Raw genomic sequence first — 18152 nt, 5'->3', positions numbered from 1 at the left:
TACAGCCCGCTATGAAAAAAATACTTGCTATTCTGTTTTCCGGGGTTCTGCTGGCCGGCCTGCCTTCGTGCGGCGACTTTCTGGAAGAGTACTCCCAGACACTCTCCTATGTGGACGATCTCTCCGATCTCGACGAACTGCTGATCGGCGGCGCCTATCTGGAGGATCGTTCCCAAGTATGCAAATATCTGTGGATTAATTATATGGACGACGACTGCAAGGAGGAGTGGTTCGGACCTAACGAGGGAAACCGTCCCATGAACTACATCCGGGGAATTTACCTCTGGGAGCGCTATCCCTGGTGGGAGGATAAATCGGTGGTGCAGAATACGGCTAACAGAGCTCCCTACGGAGGCAACCCCTCCTGGCAGGACCTCTATGTCAAAATCGCCGTGACGAACGCCGTGATCGAGGAGGTCGAACGTTTTGCCGGGGATTCGAAGACCCGGAACCTCTACCGGCAGGTGAAGGGCAGCGCCTGTTTCCTGCGCGCGCTTTACTACTTCACGCTTACGAACCTCTGGGGGCTGCCCTATGTGGCCGAGACGGCTTCGACGGACCTGGCCGTGCCGCTGAAAACCGAGTCGGCGATCAAGGCCGGCGGTTTCGCGCGCAATTCGGTGCAGGAGCTCTACGACCAGATCGTCAAGGACCTCAAGATGGCCGTAGAGTGCTTGCAGCCCGTCGAGCGCAGCAACAAGCTCTATGCCAACGCCTCGGCGGCGCGGCTGCTGCTGGCGCGGTGCTATCTCTACATGTGCGACTGGGCCGAGGCCCGGAAATGGGCCGGGGAAGTCATCGCCGACGTTTCGAACGCCACGTTCCGCATGTGCAACATGAACGATTTCACGTCCAGCGCTTATCAGACTGCGACTACGGTAGACCGGAGTTTGGCTTGGAGCGAGTACATTTTCCTGAACGGCTGGCAGGTCATACTTATGAATACGACCAAATGTCCGCAGCCCTCTTATTCGGACGAACTTTACGGTTCGTATGCCAGCAACGACCTGCGGAAGAGCTACTGGTTTTTCAAGAAGTCGTCCGGAGGCAATAGCTTTTCGCATTTCCTTTTTCAGGCGAAGACCTCTTATTTCACGCCGCTGAGTTTCACGCTGCCCGAGGCTTACCTGATCGAAGCCGAGGCCGCCGCTATGGAGGACGACTGGACGGGAGCCGCCGCCGCGCTCAAGACGATTCGTGACAACCGCATCAAGACGGGAATGGAGGATGTCGCCTACGAGACCTTTACGGGACAGGAGATGATCGACTTCATCCGCGCCGAACGCCGCCGTGAGCTGGCTTTCCGCGGCTTGCGCTGGTACGACCTGCGCCGCTACGCCGTGCTGCCCAAGTATCAGCTCAAGACCACGATCCGCCATGCCGTTTACGAGTGGGGCGACAACGCCGCCGTGCTGAGCGGTTATCATGAACTGGGCGAATGGCCCGGCGACGGGGGTTGGGTGATGCCTTTCCCGACCTATGCGTTGCAGAACAACGAAGGAATGCTGGTGGACAACGATCGTCCCGACAGAGTGCTGGTACAATAATTTATAATGAGAGAGAATATGAAAAAAGCAATATATGCGGCTGTCGCGGCGCTGCTCGTTGCGGGCTGCGGCAAGGACAAGGACCTGAGCCCGTCGGGGCTGGACCGGAACTGGTTCGCCGTGGAGGATTCGAGCGATCCCGTCGATCACCTCCGCTACGAAATCTATTCGCAGACGGGTATCGCCTTGTTCCGCAATGACACCATCGGCTCGATCGACCGCGGGCTCGACGCGCTGGGCAATCCCTACGTCTACTACGAGGTGCTGGACGTGAACTACGCCATCACCAGCCGTACCGAGGTCGCCACCTACGAGCTTTCCGAGGATGACGATGCCGTCATCGCGGGTCTCGAACTGATGCGCGACCGGGTGATTCCGATCCTGCCCGAGAAACTCTATCCGCGCTGTTTCCTGCTGGTCGGCCGGCTCGACATCGACCAGAAAAAGAACCGGAAGGGCGAAGCCTCGGCTTACAGGGGGATGATGACGACGGCCGTAGGCCGCCTGAATTCCATCAAAACCATGTCCGAAGCGGAGAAGAAGCGGTTGGCTGCCGAGATCGCGGCCGAGGTCATCTCCGTGTATCTGGTCAACGAGCGCGCCACGGAGCTGGAAGATTTCTACGCCAAGGCGGACGCCAGCACGCAGGGCGGCGATAAGATCAGTCTCTACGACTATGTTTACGACATCAAGGAGACGAATTCCAGCGCCACCAGCCCGGTTTTCAAGGACTGGAAGGAGTACGGGTTCCTGGTGTACGATACCTCGGACACCAGCTTCAACGACACCGCGGGTTCGCGGAGCTACAAGACCGTGGGACAGCGCCGCGACGTGGAGACCTTCCTGGTCGAGGTGCTGCTCGGCGACGACGACGGCTTCGGGACCACGTATGCGGACTATCCGCTGATCCTGGAAAAATATGCGCTGCTCAAAGCGCTTTGGACCGAGATCGGGGAGGAACTGCAATAAAACCAAAACTGCCGATAACTGAATGAGAAACAATCTGTTGCTGGCTTTGTCGGCGTTGTGCGTGCTGTTGTGCTGCACAGCGCCGGCATCGGCCTTTTCGGACCTTCGGAAGAGGGAGTCGAAGAAAGAGCGTGCCGCCGGGGCGAAAAAGCCCGGCAAGTACGAGAAACTGTTTGAAAAAGGGGTTGAGAAGCGCGCCTCCGGGACATTCGCCACGTTGCACAAGGTGAACGGCAAACTCTATCTCGAATTCCCGCTGGAACTGCTGGGACGCGAGATGCTGCTCTCCTCGGCGACGGTGCAGACCAGCGACAGCCGGTTCTGCATCGTGGGCTACCGGACCCGGACGCCGATGCACCTGCGCTTCACGGTCCGGGACACGCTGCTGACCATCCTCCGGGTCAACGCCCGTCCGGACCGCCCGGACGACGGAAATCCGCAGGCCGCGGCCCTCGCGGCGCAGAACTTCGCGGACCCCGTATGGGAGGGGTGCCGGATTCTGGCCTACAATCCCGACAGTACGGCGCTCGTTTTCGATGCTACCAAACTGCTTTCGGATTGCAGCGACCCTGCGATGGAGCCCGTATCGCCCCATATCGGGACGTATGACCTCTATTTCACCCCGGACAAAAAGCTGACTTCGATTCTCGAACTGGGGGCTTACGACAAGAGCCTTTCGGTGACCACCCGCTTCTCGGGCAGGACTAGCGTCAAGGACAAAGGCGTGGTGATGTACGAAAAATATCCGCTGACCGTCACGGCCCGGCGCACGCTGTTGCTGCTGCCCGGGAACAAGATGAAACCGCGCATCTCCGACCAGCGTGTCGGGGTGTTCCTCACCTCGAAGCAGCGGCTTCCCGACGGTTCGCCGACCGAGACCTACACATTGGCCAACCGCTGGCGGTTGGAGCCCTCCGATCCGGCGGCTTATGCCCGCGGGGAGCGGGTGAAGCCCGTCGAGCCGATCGTGTTCTATCTCGACAGCCTCTTCCCGCCGGCCTGGAAAGGGGCCATCCGCCGCGGCGTGCTGCGCTGGAACGACGCTTTCGGGAGGATCGGATTCGCCGATGCCGTCGAGGTGCGGGATTTCCCGGCGGACGACCCTGCGTTCGACCCCGACAACCTCGAATACTCCTGTATCCGCTATGTGCCTTCGCAGGTCGAGAACGCAATGGGGCCTTCGTGGATCGATCCCGCGACGGGCGAGATCATCAACGCTTCGATCCTCATCTGCAATGACGTGATCCGGCTGGCTGCGGCCTGGCGCTTCTTGCAGACCGCGCAGGTCGATGAGCGGGTCCGCACGGCCGACATACCCGAAGAGCTGCTGATGGAGACCCTCAGCGGCGTGGCGGCGCACGAGGCGGGCCACTGCCTCGGACTGATGCACAACATGGCTGCCTCGTCGGCATTCCCCACCGATTCGCTCCGTTCGGCGGCCTTCACCCGCAAATACGGCATCACGCCCTCGATCATGGACTATGCGCGTTTCAACTACGTGGCGCAGCCCGGGGACAAGGGGGTGCGGCTCGCGCCCTCGGACCTGGGCGTCTACGACTATTACGCTATCGAGTGGCTCTACCGCTGGTATCCGGGCGATAAGAGCGTCCGCGAGGAGCAGGCCGAGGGCGAGAAGCTGATCGACGCGAAGGAGGGCGACCCGATGTACCGCTACGCGCCCCAGCAGGTGCTGAGCCGCTACGACCCGTCGGCCGTCGAGGAGGACCTCGGGGACGATGCCGTGAAGTCGGGCGCCTACGGCGTGAGCAACCTGAAGCTGATCGCCGCCGGCATGGACGACTGGATCGGCGGCGGCGATCCCGACTACAAGCTGCGCAAGGATCTCTTTCGGAAGATGGTCGATCAGTACCACCGCTATATCTACACGGCGATGCACAACGTGGGCGGCATCCGGCTCGACAACTCCCGCCGTTCGGTCGGGGAGGGGACGCGCTTCGTCTCCACGTCGGCCTCGGTGCAGGAGGCTTCGCTGCGCTGGGTGCTGCGGGAACTGAGCGACTGCGACTGGCTGGTCATGAAGGCCCATGCCACGGGCTATCCGCTGGGCTATTATCAGAATTACATGCAGGAGACGCTGTTCGAGTCCATGCGCAAGCGGCTGATTTCGCTGTGCGCCGGGGTGACCCTGTCGTCCTATCTGGCGCAGGAGGAGCCTTTCACGGTCGGGGACTACCTCGATGTCGTCTACGAGGAGCTGTGGGAGAATGTCGTGGGGCAGAAGCCCCTGACGCCGTCGTGCCGCATCATGCAGCGTCACAGCATCGTCCTGCTCAACTCGAAGATCAAGGCGATGGGCGGTCACGCGCTGTTCATGCTGGCCTATGCGCCCGACGATGCGGACCTGGAACTGTTCGGCCTCGACCGGGCCGCCGCTGAGGAGAGCGCCTCGCTGGGCAAGGGGTACGGCTGGCAGCCGACGATCGACGTTGCGGCGCTCGACGAAACGGAGACGGCCTTCTTCACCCTGCTGACGAAGCTCCGCACGCTGCTCACCGAGCGGATGCCCCGGGTGGCGGAGGACGAAAAGACCTACTACCGGGCCATGCTTTATTCCGTGGAGCAGATGATCGGCTCCCGAAACCTGAAATAACCGCTTCTTCAAGATGATGATGAAATACATGAAACTGATCGCGGTCGTCTGTGCGGCAGCATGGGCGGTCGCCTCGACGCCCGAAAGTTATGCGGGGCCCCGCAAGCGTGCGAAGGAGGGAAAGGAACAGACCGTCCGGAAAACGCCCTACGAAAAACTTTTCGACGGCAGGAAACACACGACCGCCGTCGGCGAGCTGGTCACCCTGCACAAGATCGACGGCAAGGTCTTCTTCGAGATTCCGTTGGCCTCGATGGGGCGGGATATGCTGCTGGGAACGACCCCCGCATCGACGATGTACGTGCGCGGATGCGTCGCAGGGCTCCGGCAGCAGGCGCCGATGCACGTCGCGTTCAATCTGGAGGACAGCACCGTGGTTCTGGTGCGGCGGAACGACGCCTGGCTGCGGAAGGGCGTTTCGGAGCGCGTCGGGACGGCCGTCGCCGCAGTCGGCTGCGACAACATCGTGGGGCAATACCGAATCAAGGTCTGCAACGACGACCGGACGGCCGTGGTGATCGACGCCACGGAGCTCTTTTGCACGGACATTCCGGAACTCTCCCCGATCGGCGAAGGATACGATCCGTTCGATATTTCGGCCGTGATGAAGACCGGCCTGACCCGCGTGACCGATGTCCGGAGCTTGAACGGCGAACTTTACGTCTGCACTTCGACGCAGTACAGCGTGAGCGAATGGCGGTTCATCTTTCCGGTGGCCGTCAATCTGCCCGTGGATGTGGATGTCGTCTTCTCGCTCGTTCCCATGCCCGAGGAAAGCATGCGGCCCCGGCCGGCCGACGACCGCATCGGCCTGTTCACGATCGAAAAGAAGGTGCTCTCCGAGGAGGGCGGGCCTGTCGGCGAGGTGAAGTACGCCGCACGCTGGAACATCGTTCCGGCGGATACGGCGGCCTACCTGCGCGGCGAGCTCACGGACCCGGTGCGCCCGATCACGATGTACATGGACCCGAATATGCCCGAGACGTGGCGCGAGCCGGTGAAGCGCGGCATTCTGAGCTGGAACAGGGCTTTCGAGAAGGCCGGGTTCCGGGAGGTGATCCGCGTGGAGGACTTCCCGAAGGACGACCCCGCGTTCAATCCCTACGGCATCAACACCTCGTGCGTCTGGTACGCTCCGTCGAACATCGAGAATGCCGAAGGACACTTCTGGACCGATCCCCGCACGGGCGAGATCCGCGGCGCCACGATGGTCCTGCACCAGCACGTCGCCGCGAAGATCAACCGCTGGCGTTTCGTGCAGACGGCGCAGATCGACCCCCGGGTCCGCAACGTCGTGATGCCCCGGGAGGTGATGGACGAGTCGCTGGCCTATGTCGCCGCGCATGAGATGGGCCACTGCCTGGGGCTCGCCCACAACATGGCCGGATCGTCGGCCATCCCGGTCGATTCGCTGCGCTCGGCGACGTTCACGCAGAAATACGGCACGACGGCTTCGATCATGGATTACGCCCGTTTCAACTACGTGGCGCAGCCCGGCGACGAGGGCGTGCGGCTCACGCCGCCCGAGATGGGCGTTTACGACGAGTATGCCATCGGCTGGCTTTACCGGTTCGTGCCCGACGCCGCGCAGGAGCGGGCGACGCTCGATGCGTGGATCGCCCGGCATGCCGGCGACCCGATGTGCCGGTACGCCGCATTGCAGGACGCATCGTTCAATCGTTTCGACCCCTCGGCTCTGGGCGAGGACCTGGGCGACGACGCGATCCGCGCCGGAGAGTACGGCATCCGCAATCTGAAATATATCATGGACAACCTGCCGTCGTGGATAGGCCCGGACAACGACCCCGACGGGGCGTACCGCAAGAGCGTGGAGACCAGGCTGTTGAAACAGTATCAGCTCTATCTGGAAACGGTGTGGCGCAACGTGGGCGGAATCTACGTCTACAACCGCGGGGACCGTCCCGACGGAGCGCGCTACAAGTGCGTGCCCCGCGAGGTGCAGAAGCGTTCGGTGGAGTGGGTGTTCGGACAGCTGCTCGGCTGCGAGCAGCTCCAGAATCCCGAGGTGTACGAGAAGTTCTCCATCAACGTCCCCTCGCCGCTCAAGGCCGTGAACCTGATCATGGGCAGCCTGGGGCTCTCTTACGATATGCTGGCTTACTGCAATGTCCTGTCGGACGATCCCTACACGCTGGAGGAGCTTTTCGACGACATCTACGAGAACGGCTGGAAGAACAGCATCGAGAACCGCAAGCTGACCGCCGCGGACAAGCTCTTGCAGCGCGGCCTGCTGAGAGGTTCCGAACTGCGTATCGCCGGTGTGGGCGGAACCCGTTTGGGTGCGCTCTCGTCCGACAACGGGTTCGGGGACTTTCCCGAGACCGTAGCCGGCATCGTGCCGGACGGCGAAGCGCCGCTTCGCTCCTATGTGCAGCCGATCGTCCCCGGCACCACGCAAAAGCTGTACAGCATGGACGACGAACAGACGCTGAAATTGCTGAAAAAACTGAAGACGCTGTTGGAAAAGCGGGTTGTCGATGCGGCCGATCCCGCCGACATCCCGTTCTACCGGGCCCAACTTTTCTCCGTCAACAAATTATTGAAACCGAAAAAATAAAACCACGCTAAAATGAAGAAGACTCTCTTTATCTGCATGCTCCTTGCGACGGCCCTGCTGTATGCCCAGCCGTCGGCGGCCAAGAGCAAAAAGAAAAAAACGGCCAAGACCGAGCAAAGCCAGGCCGACACGGTCAAAAAGAAAAAGATCTCGCCCTACGAAAAGCTGTTCAGGGGCAAGAAGTGTGTGAAGGCCGACGAGGGCTTTATGACCCTGCACATCGTGGGCAGCAAGCTCTACTTCGAGATGCCCCTCGCCGAGATGGGCAAGGAGATGCTGCTGGCCACGACCGTGACCGAGACCACCGACAACACGGTGGCCATAAACGGCTACAAGGCCAAGACGCCCCTGCACATTTCGTTCTCGCTGGGCGACAGCGTGGTTTACATGCACCGGATCAACTCCCGCGTGAGCTACGATACCGACGACGAGCGGATGCGCAGCGTCGCCGGCCGGAACTACGGCAATCCGATCGTGTCGAGCTATAAGCTGCTGGCCTACAACCGGGACAGCACGGCCGTGGTGTTCGACATGAGCAACTTGTTCAACGGCAGCGACAATTCGACCTCCCCGATCCAGGAGGGCGGCTTCCCGATCCTCCTGCGTGCCTCGGCCAACAAGTCCACCGTGGATATTTACGATGTCAAGTCGTTCGAGGACAACGTCGCCGTCAAGACTTCGATGACCTACAACGTGAGCGCGAAATCCGTGCTGGGCGGGACGCTCTTCTCCGACAAACCCGTGACGCTCAAGGTGACGCGCACGCTGATGCTGCTGCCCGAGGAGCCGATGAAGCCGCGTATCTCCGATTCGCGCGTGGGAGTTTTCCTCACCCTGAAGCAGCACATTCCGGCCGACGGCGAGGAACTGGTTGACTACTCGCTGGCCAACCGCTGGCGGCTGATTCCCTCGGACAAGGAGGCTTACGCCCGCGGCGAGCTCGTGGTTCCGGAGAAGCAGATCGTCTTCTACGTCGATACGCTCTTCCCCAAACAATGGGTGGCACCCATCAAGGAGGGCGCCTTGCGCTGGAACAAGGCTTTCGAAAAGATCGGTTTCAAGGATGCGGTCGTGGTGCGTGATTTCCCGGCCGACGACCCGAAGTTCGATCCCGACAACCTCAAATACTCGTGCATCCGCTACGTCCCCTCGGCCGTCGCCAACGCTATGGGCCCCTCGTGGGTGGACCCCCGCACGGGTGAGATTCTCAACGCCTCGGTGCTGGTTTACAACAATGTGATCAAGATGCTGACCCAGTGGCGTTTCGTGCAGACGGCGCAGGTCGATCCCCGGGTGCGTGCCAAGACGCTGCCCGAAGATGTCGTCTACGAGTCGCTGGCCTATGTGGTGGCGCACGAGGTGGGCCATACGCTGGGCCTGATGCACAACATGGCGGCTTCGGCGGCCTATCCCGTCGAGAAGCTCCGCGACCCGGCCTTCACGCAGAAATACGGCACCACGCCCTCGATCATGGACTATGCGCGCTTCAACTACGTGGCGCAGCCGACTGACAAGGGCGTGAAGCTGACGCCTCCCGAGCTGGGCGAGTACGATTACTACGTCATCAAGTGGCTCTACTCCTACCTGCCGGGCGACAAGAGCGCCCGCGAGGAGGCCGAGACGCTCGAAACGTGGGTGGACGAGAAGGCCGGCGATCCCATGTACCGCTACGGCAAGCAGCAGGTGGCCAGCCGTTACGACCCCTCGGCCTTGGAGGAGGATTTGGGCGACGACCCGCTGAAAGCCAGCCAGTACGGTATCAAGAACCTGCAATATATCTCGTCGCATCTCAACGAGTGGATCACCGACGATCCCACGGCCGAGCACCGCAAGGCATTCTACGATCAGATCGCCAAACAGTATGCGCGTTACGTGAACAACGTGCTTTATAACGTGGGCGGCATCTACCTCACCGAAGCCAAGGACGGCACCAAGGCCCGGCGCTCCGAATCGGTTCCCCGCCAGCGGCAGAAGGAGTCGCTCCGCTGGGTCCTGAAACAGATCAGTTCGAACGAGTGGCTCGACAACGACGACATCTGCCGGCGCTTCGGTCTGAACATGAAGTATTCGCCCGAGATCAACAACGCGCTGGCCGCGACGCTGACCAAGCTCTACATGAACGTGACCCTTTCGTCGTTCGTCGCCGGGAAGGACCCCTACACCGTGGCCGAGTTTTTCGGCGACCTCTATACGGGCGTGTGGGACAGCGCGATCAACAACCGCAGGCTCACCAACGGCGACAAGATCGTCCAGAAGGCCGTCGTCAAGATGATGGGCACTGCGGCCAGCGCCGTCGGTGCGAAGAAACCCTCGTCGCTGGCCGACGGCATGGTCAGCTTCGAGGAGGCTTATGCCCCCTCCGTCGATCGGATACTGCTCTACGGGCTGGACGAGGGAGGACAGGCCGCGCAGTTCGAATCGGAACTGCGGCGTATCGAGGAGGAGCAGGGCAGCCGCTATGTGGCCGAACGTCTTTTCGAACGGAATTTCGGCTACGGCTACGCCTGGCAGAACTGGGTGCGCTCGACGGTGATCGACGAGGCTCCGGTCTATTACCTGGAGATGATGCTCAAAGTCCGGTCGCTGCTCGCTCGGCGGGTCGATACCGCTCCCGTGCAGGATCGTCCCCACTACAAGGCGATGCTTTACGCCGTCACCCAGATGATCGACCAGACGGATTACAAGTAATATGTGAATCCGCTGCGATGAAATGCCGGACCGGAAAGGCCGCATTCGTACTGCTCCTCGCGGGCGGCACGGTGCGGCCTTTCGCATGGGAGCGGGCCGCCGGGCATCCGGACGCCGGCCGGCGTTGGCCGACGGCTATTTCCTCATCCGGTAGGCGGTCGGGGTGAGGCCGGTGTGCTCCTTGAAATATTTGCCGAAGAACGACTGGTTGGGAAAGCTGAGGTAATAAGCCACCTCCTGAATGCTCATCGTGGAGTATTTCAGGAGGTTTTTCGCTTCGAGCACGACGTAGTCGTCGATCCAGTCCGAGGCCGTGCGGCCCGTCGTTTTGCGGATGATCGTCGTCAGGTATTTGGGCGTCAGGTGCAGCTGCGCGGCGTAGAACCCGACCGAGCGGTGCTGCATGTAGTGTCTGGCCAGCTCCTTCATGAACTGGTTGAAATACTCCTCGTTGCGGCTGCGGGCCGAGGCGGGCAGGACGGCCGCCGCCGAGATGTGGCGGTCGATGACGCGGCAGACCTTGTAGGCCAGCGTGCGGATGACCGAGCGCATGACCTCGTCGGAATAGAGGTCCGTTCGCGGCGTGGCCCCTTCGGCGTCGATCTCGGCGAACGACCGCGTGATGCCGTTCCACTCCTCTTCGGTCAGCCGCAGGCAGGGCTGCTCCTCGACGCAGAGGAACAGCCGCGACAGCAGTTTGAAGTCGATGTTGATGCGCCGGATGAACTCCTCCTCGCACATCACGGCGTAGACCGAGGATTCGCGCTCGACGGACTCCATTTGCAGGATCGAGCCGGGAAGGTGTACGAAGAGCGTCCGTTCTTTCAGCGTGTGGTGCCGCAGCCCCGAGGTGAAGGTGATCGAACCTTTGGAACAAAAAACGATGGCGAAGGCGTTCAGACGGGTCGGGTAGCGGAACAGGCCGATGTTGAATTCGTCCGTCACATCGACGCGCGAAGCGATCACGCAGCCATCGTAATAGAGGTCTCCCGGGCGCAGGGTGTTGGCTTCGAGAAGCGTGGCGAGCGAGAAACTCCGGATGTTCTTTTCGTTCATTTTATGCTTGATTTTTTCGCAAATATAGTAAATCGGGAAACGGTTTTTCGCCGAAAGGTACGAAATCGAACCAATCGGCGAATTTAACCGACACGGCGGCCTTTTTCAAGAGCCCCTAAAAGGAGAACTTTGCATCGAGAAAATGCGAAATCCATGAAACGAACGATCCTTGCAGCCGCGCTGCTTATGGCCGCGGGCTGTTCATCCCCCGAAAAGGCCCGGACGGTCGATCCGCTGCGGGTCGCAACCGTCGTCGCCGCACCTTCGGCCGATGCCGGGGCTGCGGTTTATGTCGGCACGATCGAGGAGGAGGCGTCGGCCTCCCTGAGCTTCCCGGTTCCCGGAACCGTCGCCCGCACCTTCGCGGACGAGGGGCAGCGGGTGCGTCAGGGGCAGCTGCTGGCCGAACTCGACCCCACCTCGGCGCGCCGGACTTTCGAGGCCGCCGAAGCGGCCCTGAACCAGGCGAAGGATGCCTGCGAGCGTCTGCGGCAGCTTCACGACGCCGAGAGCCTACCCGAAATCCAATGGGTCGAGGCGCAGACGCGGCTTCGTCAGGCCGAATCGGCCTTCGGAATCGCCCGGAAGAACCTCGAAGACTGTTCGCTGAGCGCGCCTTTCGCGGGCGTCGTGGGCCGGCGGCAGGCATCGGCCGGGGAAAATGTGCTGCCGGGCGTTCCGGTGATGACGCTGCTGCGGATCGGGAGCGTCAAGGTGCGCTTCTCGGTGCCCGAGCAGGAGATCGCCGGGCTCGGGGCGGAGAGCCGCATCGGGGTCGTCGTCGCCGCGCTGGGCGACCGTGCCTTCACGGCCGGGCGGATCGAGAAGAGCGCCGTGGCGAACCCCGCGGCCCATACCTACGACGTGCGGGCGACGCTTCCGAACGACGGGGGCGAGCTGCTGCCGGGCATGGTGTGCCGTGTGACGGTTTCGCCGGCCGGAGCCGCCGAGGAGATCGTCGTGCCGGTGCGCGCCGTGCAGCAGGCCGGCGACGGCAGCCGCTTCGTATGGACGGTGCGCGGCGATTCGGCCGTGCGCACGGCCGTCACGACGGGGCGTCTGGTGAACGACGGCATCGTGCTGACCGGGGGCATCGCTGTGGGCGACCGCGTCGTCGTGGACGGCATGCAGAAGATCGGCGAAGGCAGTAAAGTGACGGAGCGATGAAAGGTTCGAACAACGTGATCGCATGGTCGATGCGCAATTTCCGCATCACCTTCCTGCTCGTCGGGTGCCTCTTCGTGTTCGGCATCTACGGGCTGGTGCGCATTCCCAAGCAGGAGTTCCCGGAGTATACGATCCGGCAGGGCGTCGTCGTGGGACTCTATCCGGGCGCCACGAGCGAGGAGGTCGAAGAGCAGCTGGCCGAACCGCTGGAGCAGTTCCTGATGACCTATAAGGAGGTGAAGCGCCCGAAGACCACCTCCACCTCGCAGAACGGCATGTGCTATGTGATGGTCGAGCTGGAGGACGACGTGAACGACAAGGACGAGGTCTGGTCGAAGATCAAGCACGGGCTGGCGTCGTTCAAGATGCAGCTGCCCTCGGGTGTCGCGGCGCTCGTCGTGAACGACGATTTCGGCGACACCTCGGCGCTGCTCATCACCCTCGAATCGGATACGCGCTCCTACCGCGAGCTGAAAGGCTATATGGACGACCTGAGCGACCGCCTGCGGCGCATCGAGTCGGTTTCGAACCTGCGTCCCTACGGCGTGCAGTCGGAGCAGATTTCGGTCTACGTCGATCGGGAGCGGCTGGCGGCCTACGGCATCGGCGAGAAGGTGATCTCCGCGGCGCTGGCCTCGCAGGGGCTCACGCCGCTGGGCGGTGCGGTGAGCAATGCCGAAACCGAGACGCCGATCCACATCGCGCCCTCGCTGGCCGGGGAGCGGGAGGTCGCCGAGCAGATCATCTGGAGCGACCCCGAGGGCCACGTGCTGCGCGTGAAGGACGTGGCGCGCGTCGTCCGCGAATACGACGATCCGGACAGCTACATCCTCAATAACGGCCATCGCTGCGTCCTGCTGTCGATGGAGATGCGCGCGGGATTCAACATCGTGGAGTACGGCCGGGAGGTGGACGAGGTGCTGCACGCCTTCATCGAGGAGGAGTTGCCCGCCGATGTCGAGGTGCAGCGCATCGCCGACCAGGCCAAGGTCGTCGGGGACTCCGTGCGCGGCTTCCTCCGCGACCTGTTCGTCGCTATGGCCATCATCATCGCCGTGATGATGCTCCTCTTCCCGCTGCGTTCGGCCATCGTCGCGGCCATCACCATCCCGCTCTCCACGTTTATCTCGGTGGGCGTCATGTATCTGTGCGGCATCCCGCTCAACACGGTGACGCTGGCCGCGCTGATCGTCGTGCTGGGCATGATCGTCGATAACTCGATCGTGGTGATCGACGGCTATCTCGACTATCTCGGGCGGGGTTATTCGCGCTGGTTCGCCGCCGTGGAGAGCGCCCGGGAGTTCTTCCCCTCGCTGCTGCTGGCCACGGTCTGCATCTGCATGATCTTCTATCCGATTCTCTTCACGATGACGGGCATGTTCCGCGACTTCCTGACCTTCTTCCCGTGGACCATCACTATCAACCTGATGGTTTCGCTGCTGCTGGCTGTGCTGGTCATCCCGTTCCTCGAAATACTCATCATCCCCAACGTGCAGCCGTGCAGGGAGGACCGGAAATCCGTCACCGACCGGGTGCACGACTGTTACCGCCGGGTGCTGGCGTGGACCTTCCGCCACGGCTGGCTGACCATCTCGGCGGGCGTCGCCTCGGTGGTGGTGTCGCTGCTGATCGCCACACAACTGAAACTGCGCATGGTGCCCTTCGCCGACCGCGACCAGTTCGCCGTGGAAATCTACCTGCGTCCCGACACGCCGCTGGAGCGCACGGAGGCCGTCGCCGACTCGGTTTACCGGGTGCTGCATGCCGACGGGCGGGTGAAGTCGGTCACCTCGTTCGTGGGGTGCTCGTCGCCGCGCTTCCAGATGAGTTACGCCCCGCAGATCGCGGGCAAGAACTACGCGCAGTTCATCGTCAACACCACGTCGGTGGACGATACGGAGGCCATTCTCGACGAGTACGCCGATGCCTGGGCCGAGCGTTTTCCCGAAGCCTACGTCAAGTTCAAACAGCTCGACTACCAGAACGTTCCCTCGCTCGAATTCCGCTTCTACGGCAGCGACATCGACTCGTTGCGCCTCTCGGCCGACCGGCTGATGGCCCGCATGCGGCAGATGCCCGAGCTGGTGTGGGTGCACTCCGACTACGAAGATCCGCGTGCGGTCGTCGATGTGAGGCTCGATCCCGTCACGGCGCCCCAGCTGGGCATCACGCGGACGCTCGCGGCCGTCAATCTGGCGCTGGCCGCCGGGGACGTGCCCGTGGGGTCGGTCTGGGAGGGTGACTACAAACTGCCCGTCGTGTTGAAAAACGACGCGCGGCAGGGCGAACGGTCGCTGGCCGACATCGGTGACACCTACCTCTCCTCGTCGGTGCCGGGGGTGAGCGTCCCCCTGCGGCAGGTCGCCGACGTGGAGCCCGTGTGGAGCCAGTCGAAGATCGTACACCGCAACGGCATGCGCTGCATCACCGTCTCGGCCGACCTGAAACGCGGTGTCAACGCGATGCGGATGACCTCGCGGATCAATGAAGTGCTGAAAAACGAGATCGCACTCCCGGCGGGCGTGGAGACCGAGTTGGGCGGCGCCCGCGAGTTTGACGCCGAGACCATTCCGCCCATCGCGTCGGGACTGAGCATCTCGCTGGTCATCATCTTCTTCTTCATCCTCGTGAACTTCCGCAAGTTCGGCATCACGCTGGTCATCATGGCCGCCATGTCGCTGTGCCTGTTCGGGGCCATGATCGGACTGTGGATCGCCGACTTCACCATCGGGCTCACCTCGGTGCTGGGATTCATCACCCTGCTGGGCATGATCGTCCGCAACGTGATCCTGATGTACCAGCATGCCGAGGACAAGCGCAAGGTGTGCCGCTGGTCGGCGAAGCTGGCCGCCTACGACGCCGGCAAGCGCCGCATGGTCCCCATCTTCCTTACGACGGCCACCACGGCCGTGGGCGTCGTGCCGATGATGTTGGGCGGCAGTACGTTCTGGGCCCCCGTGGGCCTCACGATCTTCGCCGGGGGCATCGGTTCGCTGATCCTCGTGGTGACGATCCTTCCGGTTCTCTATTCGAAAATCTACAAGTGATGAAAAAGGCATTCATATATCTGCTCTTTGCGGCCTCCGCTCTTCCGGCGGGAGCCCAGACCCTTACGCTCGACGAATGCCGCGCCGCGGCCGCCGAGCACAACCGGACTTTGCAGAACAGCCGTTACGACCTCGAAGCGGCCCTCCAGACCCGCCGCGAGGCGTTCACCGGCTACTTCCCGCAGGTGTCCGCCACGGGCGGCGTTTTCCAGGCCCAGCACGGGCTGGTGCAGGCCGACTTCGGCATGACCGTCCCGCAGCTGGGGACGATGAACCTGCCGCTGTCGATGGTCAAGCGGGGGCTCGTGGGCGGCATCACCGCCGTGCAGCCCCTCTTCGCGGGGTTGCAGATCGTCAACGGCAACAAGCTCGCCCGGCTGGGCGAGGAGGTCGGGCAGTTGCAGCTGCGGAAGACCGAAGCCGAGGTCCGCGAACAGACCGACACCTACTATTGGCAGATCGTCTCGCTGCGCGACAACCTCTCGACCATCGGGGCCGTGGAACGGCAGCTGGAAGAGATTCACCGGCAGGTCGAACTTTCGGTCAAGGCGGGTCTCGTGACCACGAACGACCTGCTGCGCGTGGAGCTGCGTCAGCAGGAGATCGCCTCGAACCGGCTGAAAGTCGAGAACGGATTGAAGGTGTCGAAAATGTTGCTGGCCCAGCATATCGGCGTGGATTGGCACGGGTTCGACGTTGGGGATGCGGACTTCGGGGAGCCCGAGGCACCAGGGGCTTTCTATGTTTCGGTCGAGGAGGCGCTCGACCGCCGGGCCGAATACCAGCTGGCCGAAAAGAACGTCGAGGCGCAGAAATACCAGAAGCGCATGGAGCGCGGCAAACGCCTGCCTACGGTGGGCGTGGGGGCCGGGTATCTCTATTATAACGTCACGGACAAGGACGTGGACGACGGGCTGGTTTTCGCGCAGGTTTCGGTGCCGATTTCCGACTGGTGGGGCGGCGCCCATGCGCTGAAAAAGGCCCGCATCCGCGAACGGCAGGCCGAGAACGACCGGCAGCAGGCCCGCGAGATGCTCGCCGTGGAGATCGAACGGACCTGGAGCGAGGTGGTGGAAGCCTATGCGCAGATCGAGCTTACGCGGCGTTCCGTGGCTTCGGCCGCCGAGAACCTGCGGCAGAACCGGAATTTCTATCAGGCCGGAACGGCCCCGCTGACCGACCTGCTCGATGCCGAGACGCTCTACACCCGGAGCCGCAACGATTTCACTTCGGCCTGCGCCGCTTACCGCACTTCGCTGGCCCGATACATGCGTGTGACGGGCCGCTGAAAAAAGCCCTGCCGAACGCGGCAGGGCTTTTTCGTGTCGGTCACTCCACGAACCGCCGGGTCACGCGCCAGCGCTGCATGAGCCATACCGTGAGCCAGCTCGCGGCGAAGGCTCCGCAGGCGATCAGCGGGATGCGCACCAGCGCCGGAAGTCCCGGAATCCGCTGCACGAGGTCGTAGCCGGCCTGCACGAAGATGAAGTGGCAGAGGTAGATGCCGAACGTGGCGCCCGCCAGCCGCGAAAGCCATGCGCGGGGCCTTGTGGCGGCTTTCTGCACGAGGATAAAGACCGGGGCGGTCATCAGAAAGACGTTGATGCCGGCGAAATACCAGACGATCTCCAGATAGGCGTAGTTGCCCGGGAACGCTCGCTGCATCATCACGTAGCCCGCTCCCGTGACGAGGTAGCCGACGAGGAACGCCGGGATGCAGATGCCCAGCGTCTTGCGCCAGCTCCATGCGGGCGGGAATTTCACGAGGTAGAAAGCCAGCACGAGGTAGCCCGCGAAGCCCGAGACGTAGTAGAAGGTTCCGAATTCGTTCCAGTCGCAGACGCCGTAGAGGCCCATGTTGCCGTAATTGCCGGCGTAGCCCAGCGCCGGGGCGAGCATCTTCACGTAGGGCAGCAGCAGCGTCGCACCCCAGATGCCGAGCACGATCCGCAGGTCGCGCCGCGAGGCCCGTTCGAGCCATGCGCTCAGGATCGGCAGGATGAAATAGAGCCCGAGGAGCATGTAGAGATACCAGAGCGGGGTGGTGTCGTAAGTGAAGTTGAAGACGAAAGTCCACATCTTGCGGAGCGTGGCTTCGCCGGTGAACAGCGCGGGGTCGATCGACGGGCTGGCCGTGCCGACGCAGCGCATGTAGAGGAAATAGAGCACGGGCAGCGCCAGCGACCAGAAGACGAGCGCCGCGAGGATGCGGCCGATACGCTTGCGGTAGAAGGTTCCGGCGTCGGTCCGCACGGGCAGCAGCAGCACGCCCGACATCATCACGAAGAGCGGCACGCAGGCCCGCACGAAACTGCCGGCCAGCGCCCCTTGCAGGAAGGTCGCGCGGTCGCTGTCGAACACGGCGACGAAGGGGTCGCAACTGTGGGAGAAGACCACCAGAAAGCAGGCGATCACGCGCAGGAGGTCTATCCAGCCGATGCGTTCGCGTGCCGGGGCGCCGGGGTCGGGGAGTCGGTTCTTCATCGTCG

Annotated in this window: 10 protein-coding genes; 8 read left to right on the top strand and 2 right to left on the bottom strand. The window is 62.6% G+C overall.

Annotated features, from left to right (window positions below; translation table 11 throughout):
* Positions 1-11 precede the first annotated feature (11 nt).
* Genes WMO46_RS02150 through WMO46_RS02130 form a run of 5 tightly spaced genes read left to right on the top strand, consistent with a single transcriptional unit; the run spans position 12 to position 10393 of the window.
* On the top strand, positions 12-1547 hold the full coding sequence (locus WMO46_RS02150) for a RagB/SusD family nutrient uptake outer membrane protein (protein WP_278819158.1): 1536 nt from the start codon (positions 12-14) through the stop codon (positions 1545-1547).
* A gap of 18 nt (positions 1548-1565) precedes the next feature.
* The gene (locus tag WMO46_RS02145) at positions 1566-2516 is read left to right on the top strand and encodes a hypothetical protein (protein WP_349093687.1); all 951 of its coding nucleotides are present in this window, start codon (positions 1566-1568) and stop codon (positions 2514-2516) included.
* Positions 2517-2538: 22 nt separating this feature from the next.
* Complete coding sequence (locus tag WMO46_RS02140; protein ID WP_349093686.1) at positions 2539-5127, top strand: zinc-dependent metalloprotease; 2589 nt, start codon at positions 2539-2541, stop codon at positions 5125-5127.
* A gap of 13 nt (positions 5128-5140) precedes the next feature.
* Complete coding sequence (locus WMO46_RS02135; protein WP_349093685.1) at positions 5141-7705, top strand: zinc-dependent metalloprotease; 2565 nt, start codon at positions 5141-5143, stop codon at positions 7703-7705.
* 12 nt (positions 7706-7717) lie between these two features.
* On the top strand, positions 7718-10393 hold the full coding sequence (locus WMO46_RS02130) for a zinc-dependent metalloprotease (RefSeq protein WP_349093684.1): 2676 nt from the start codon (positions 7718-7720) through the stop codon (positions 10391-10393).
* A 135-nt stretch (positions 10394-10528) separates the two neighbouring features.
* Here WMO46_RS02130 and WMO46_RS02125 read toward each other — a convergent pair whose 3' ends face one another.
* Positions 10529-11449 (bottom strand): helix-turn-helix domain-containing protein, encoded by a 921-nt coding sequence (locus WMO46_RS02125; RefSeq protein WP_349093683.1) that lies wholly within the window; start codon positions 11447-11449, stop codon positions 10529-10531.
* Between the two features lie 153 nt (positions 11450-11602).
* Here WMO46_RS02125 and WMO46_RS02120 point away from each other — a divergent pair, with 153 nt between their 5' ends.
* Genes WMO46_RS02120 through WMO46_RS02110 form a run of 3 tightly spaced genes read left to right on the top strand, consistent with a single transcriptional unit; the run spans position 11603 to position 16952 of the window.
* The gene (locus WMO46_RS02120; RefSeq protein ID WP_349093682.1) at positions 11603-12616 is read left to right on the top strand and encodes an efflux RND transporter periplasmic adaptor subunit; all 1014 of its coding nucleotides are present in this window, start codon (positions 11603-11605) and stop codon (positions 12614-12616) included.
* Positions 12613-15663: an efflux RND transporter permease subunit gene (locus WMO46_RS02115; RefSeq protein ID WP_349093681.1), complete on the top strand. Its 3051-nt coding sequence runs from the start codon at positions 12613-12615 to the stop codon at positions 15661-15663. The genes WMO46_RS02120 and WMO46_RS02115 overlap by 4 nt, the downstream gene beginning before the upstream one ends.
* Complete coding sequence (locus WMO46_RS02110) at positions 15663-16952, top strand: TolC family protein (RefSeq protein ID WP_276715102.1); 1290 nt, start codon at positions 15663-15665, stop codon at positions 16950-16952. Before WMO46_RS02115 ends, WMO46_RS02110 begins: the two co-directional genes overlap by 1 nt.
* 40 nt (positions 16953-16992) lie before the next feature.
* Here the strand turns inward: WMO46_RS02110 and WMO46_RS02105 are convergent, their stop codons facing one another.
* Entirely contained in the window at positions 16993-18147 is a 1155-nt protein-coding gene (locus WMO46_RS02105) for an acyltransferase (protein ID WP_349093680.1), read from the bottom strand.
* Positions 18148-18152 lie beyond the last annotated feature (5 nt).

Origin of the sequence: Alistipes intestinihominis, from assembly GCF_040095975.1 — a bacterium.
Taxonomy (GTDB): domain Bacteria; phylum Bacteroidota; class Bacteroidia; order Bacteroidales; family Rikenellaceae; genus Alistipes; species Alistipes senegalensis.
This window is presented reverse-complemented; position numbering and strand designations above follow the sequence as displayed.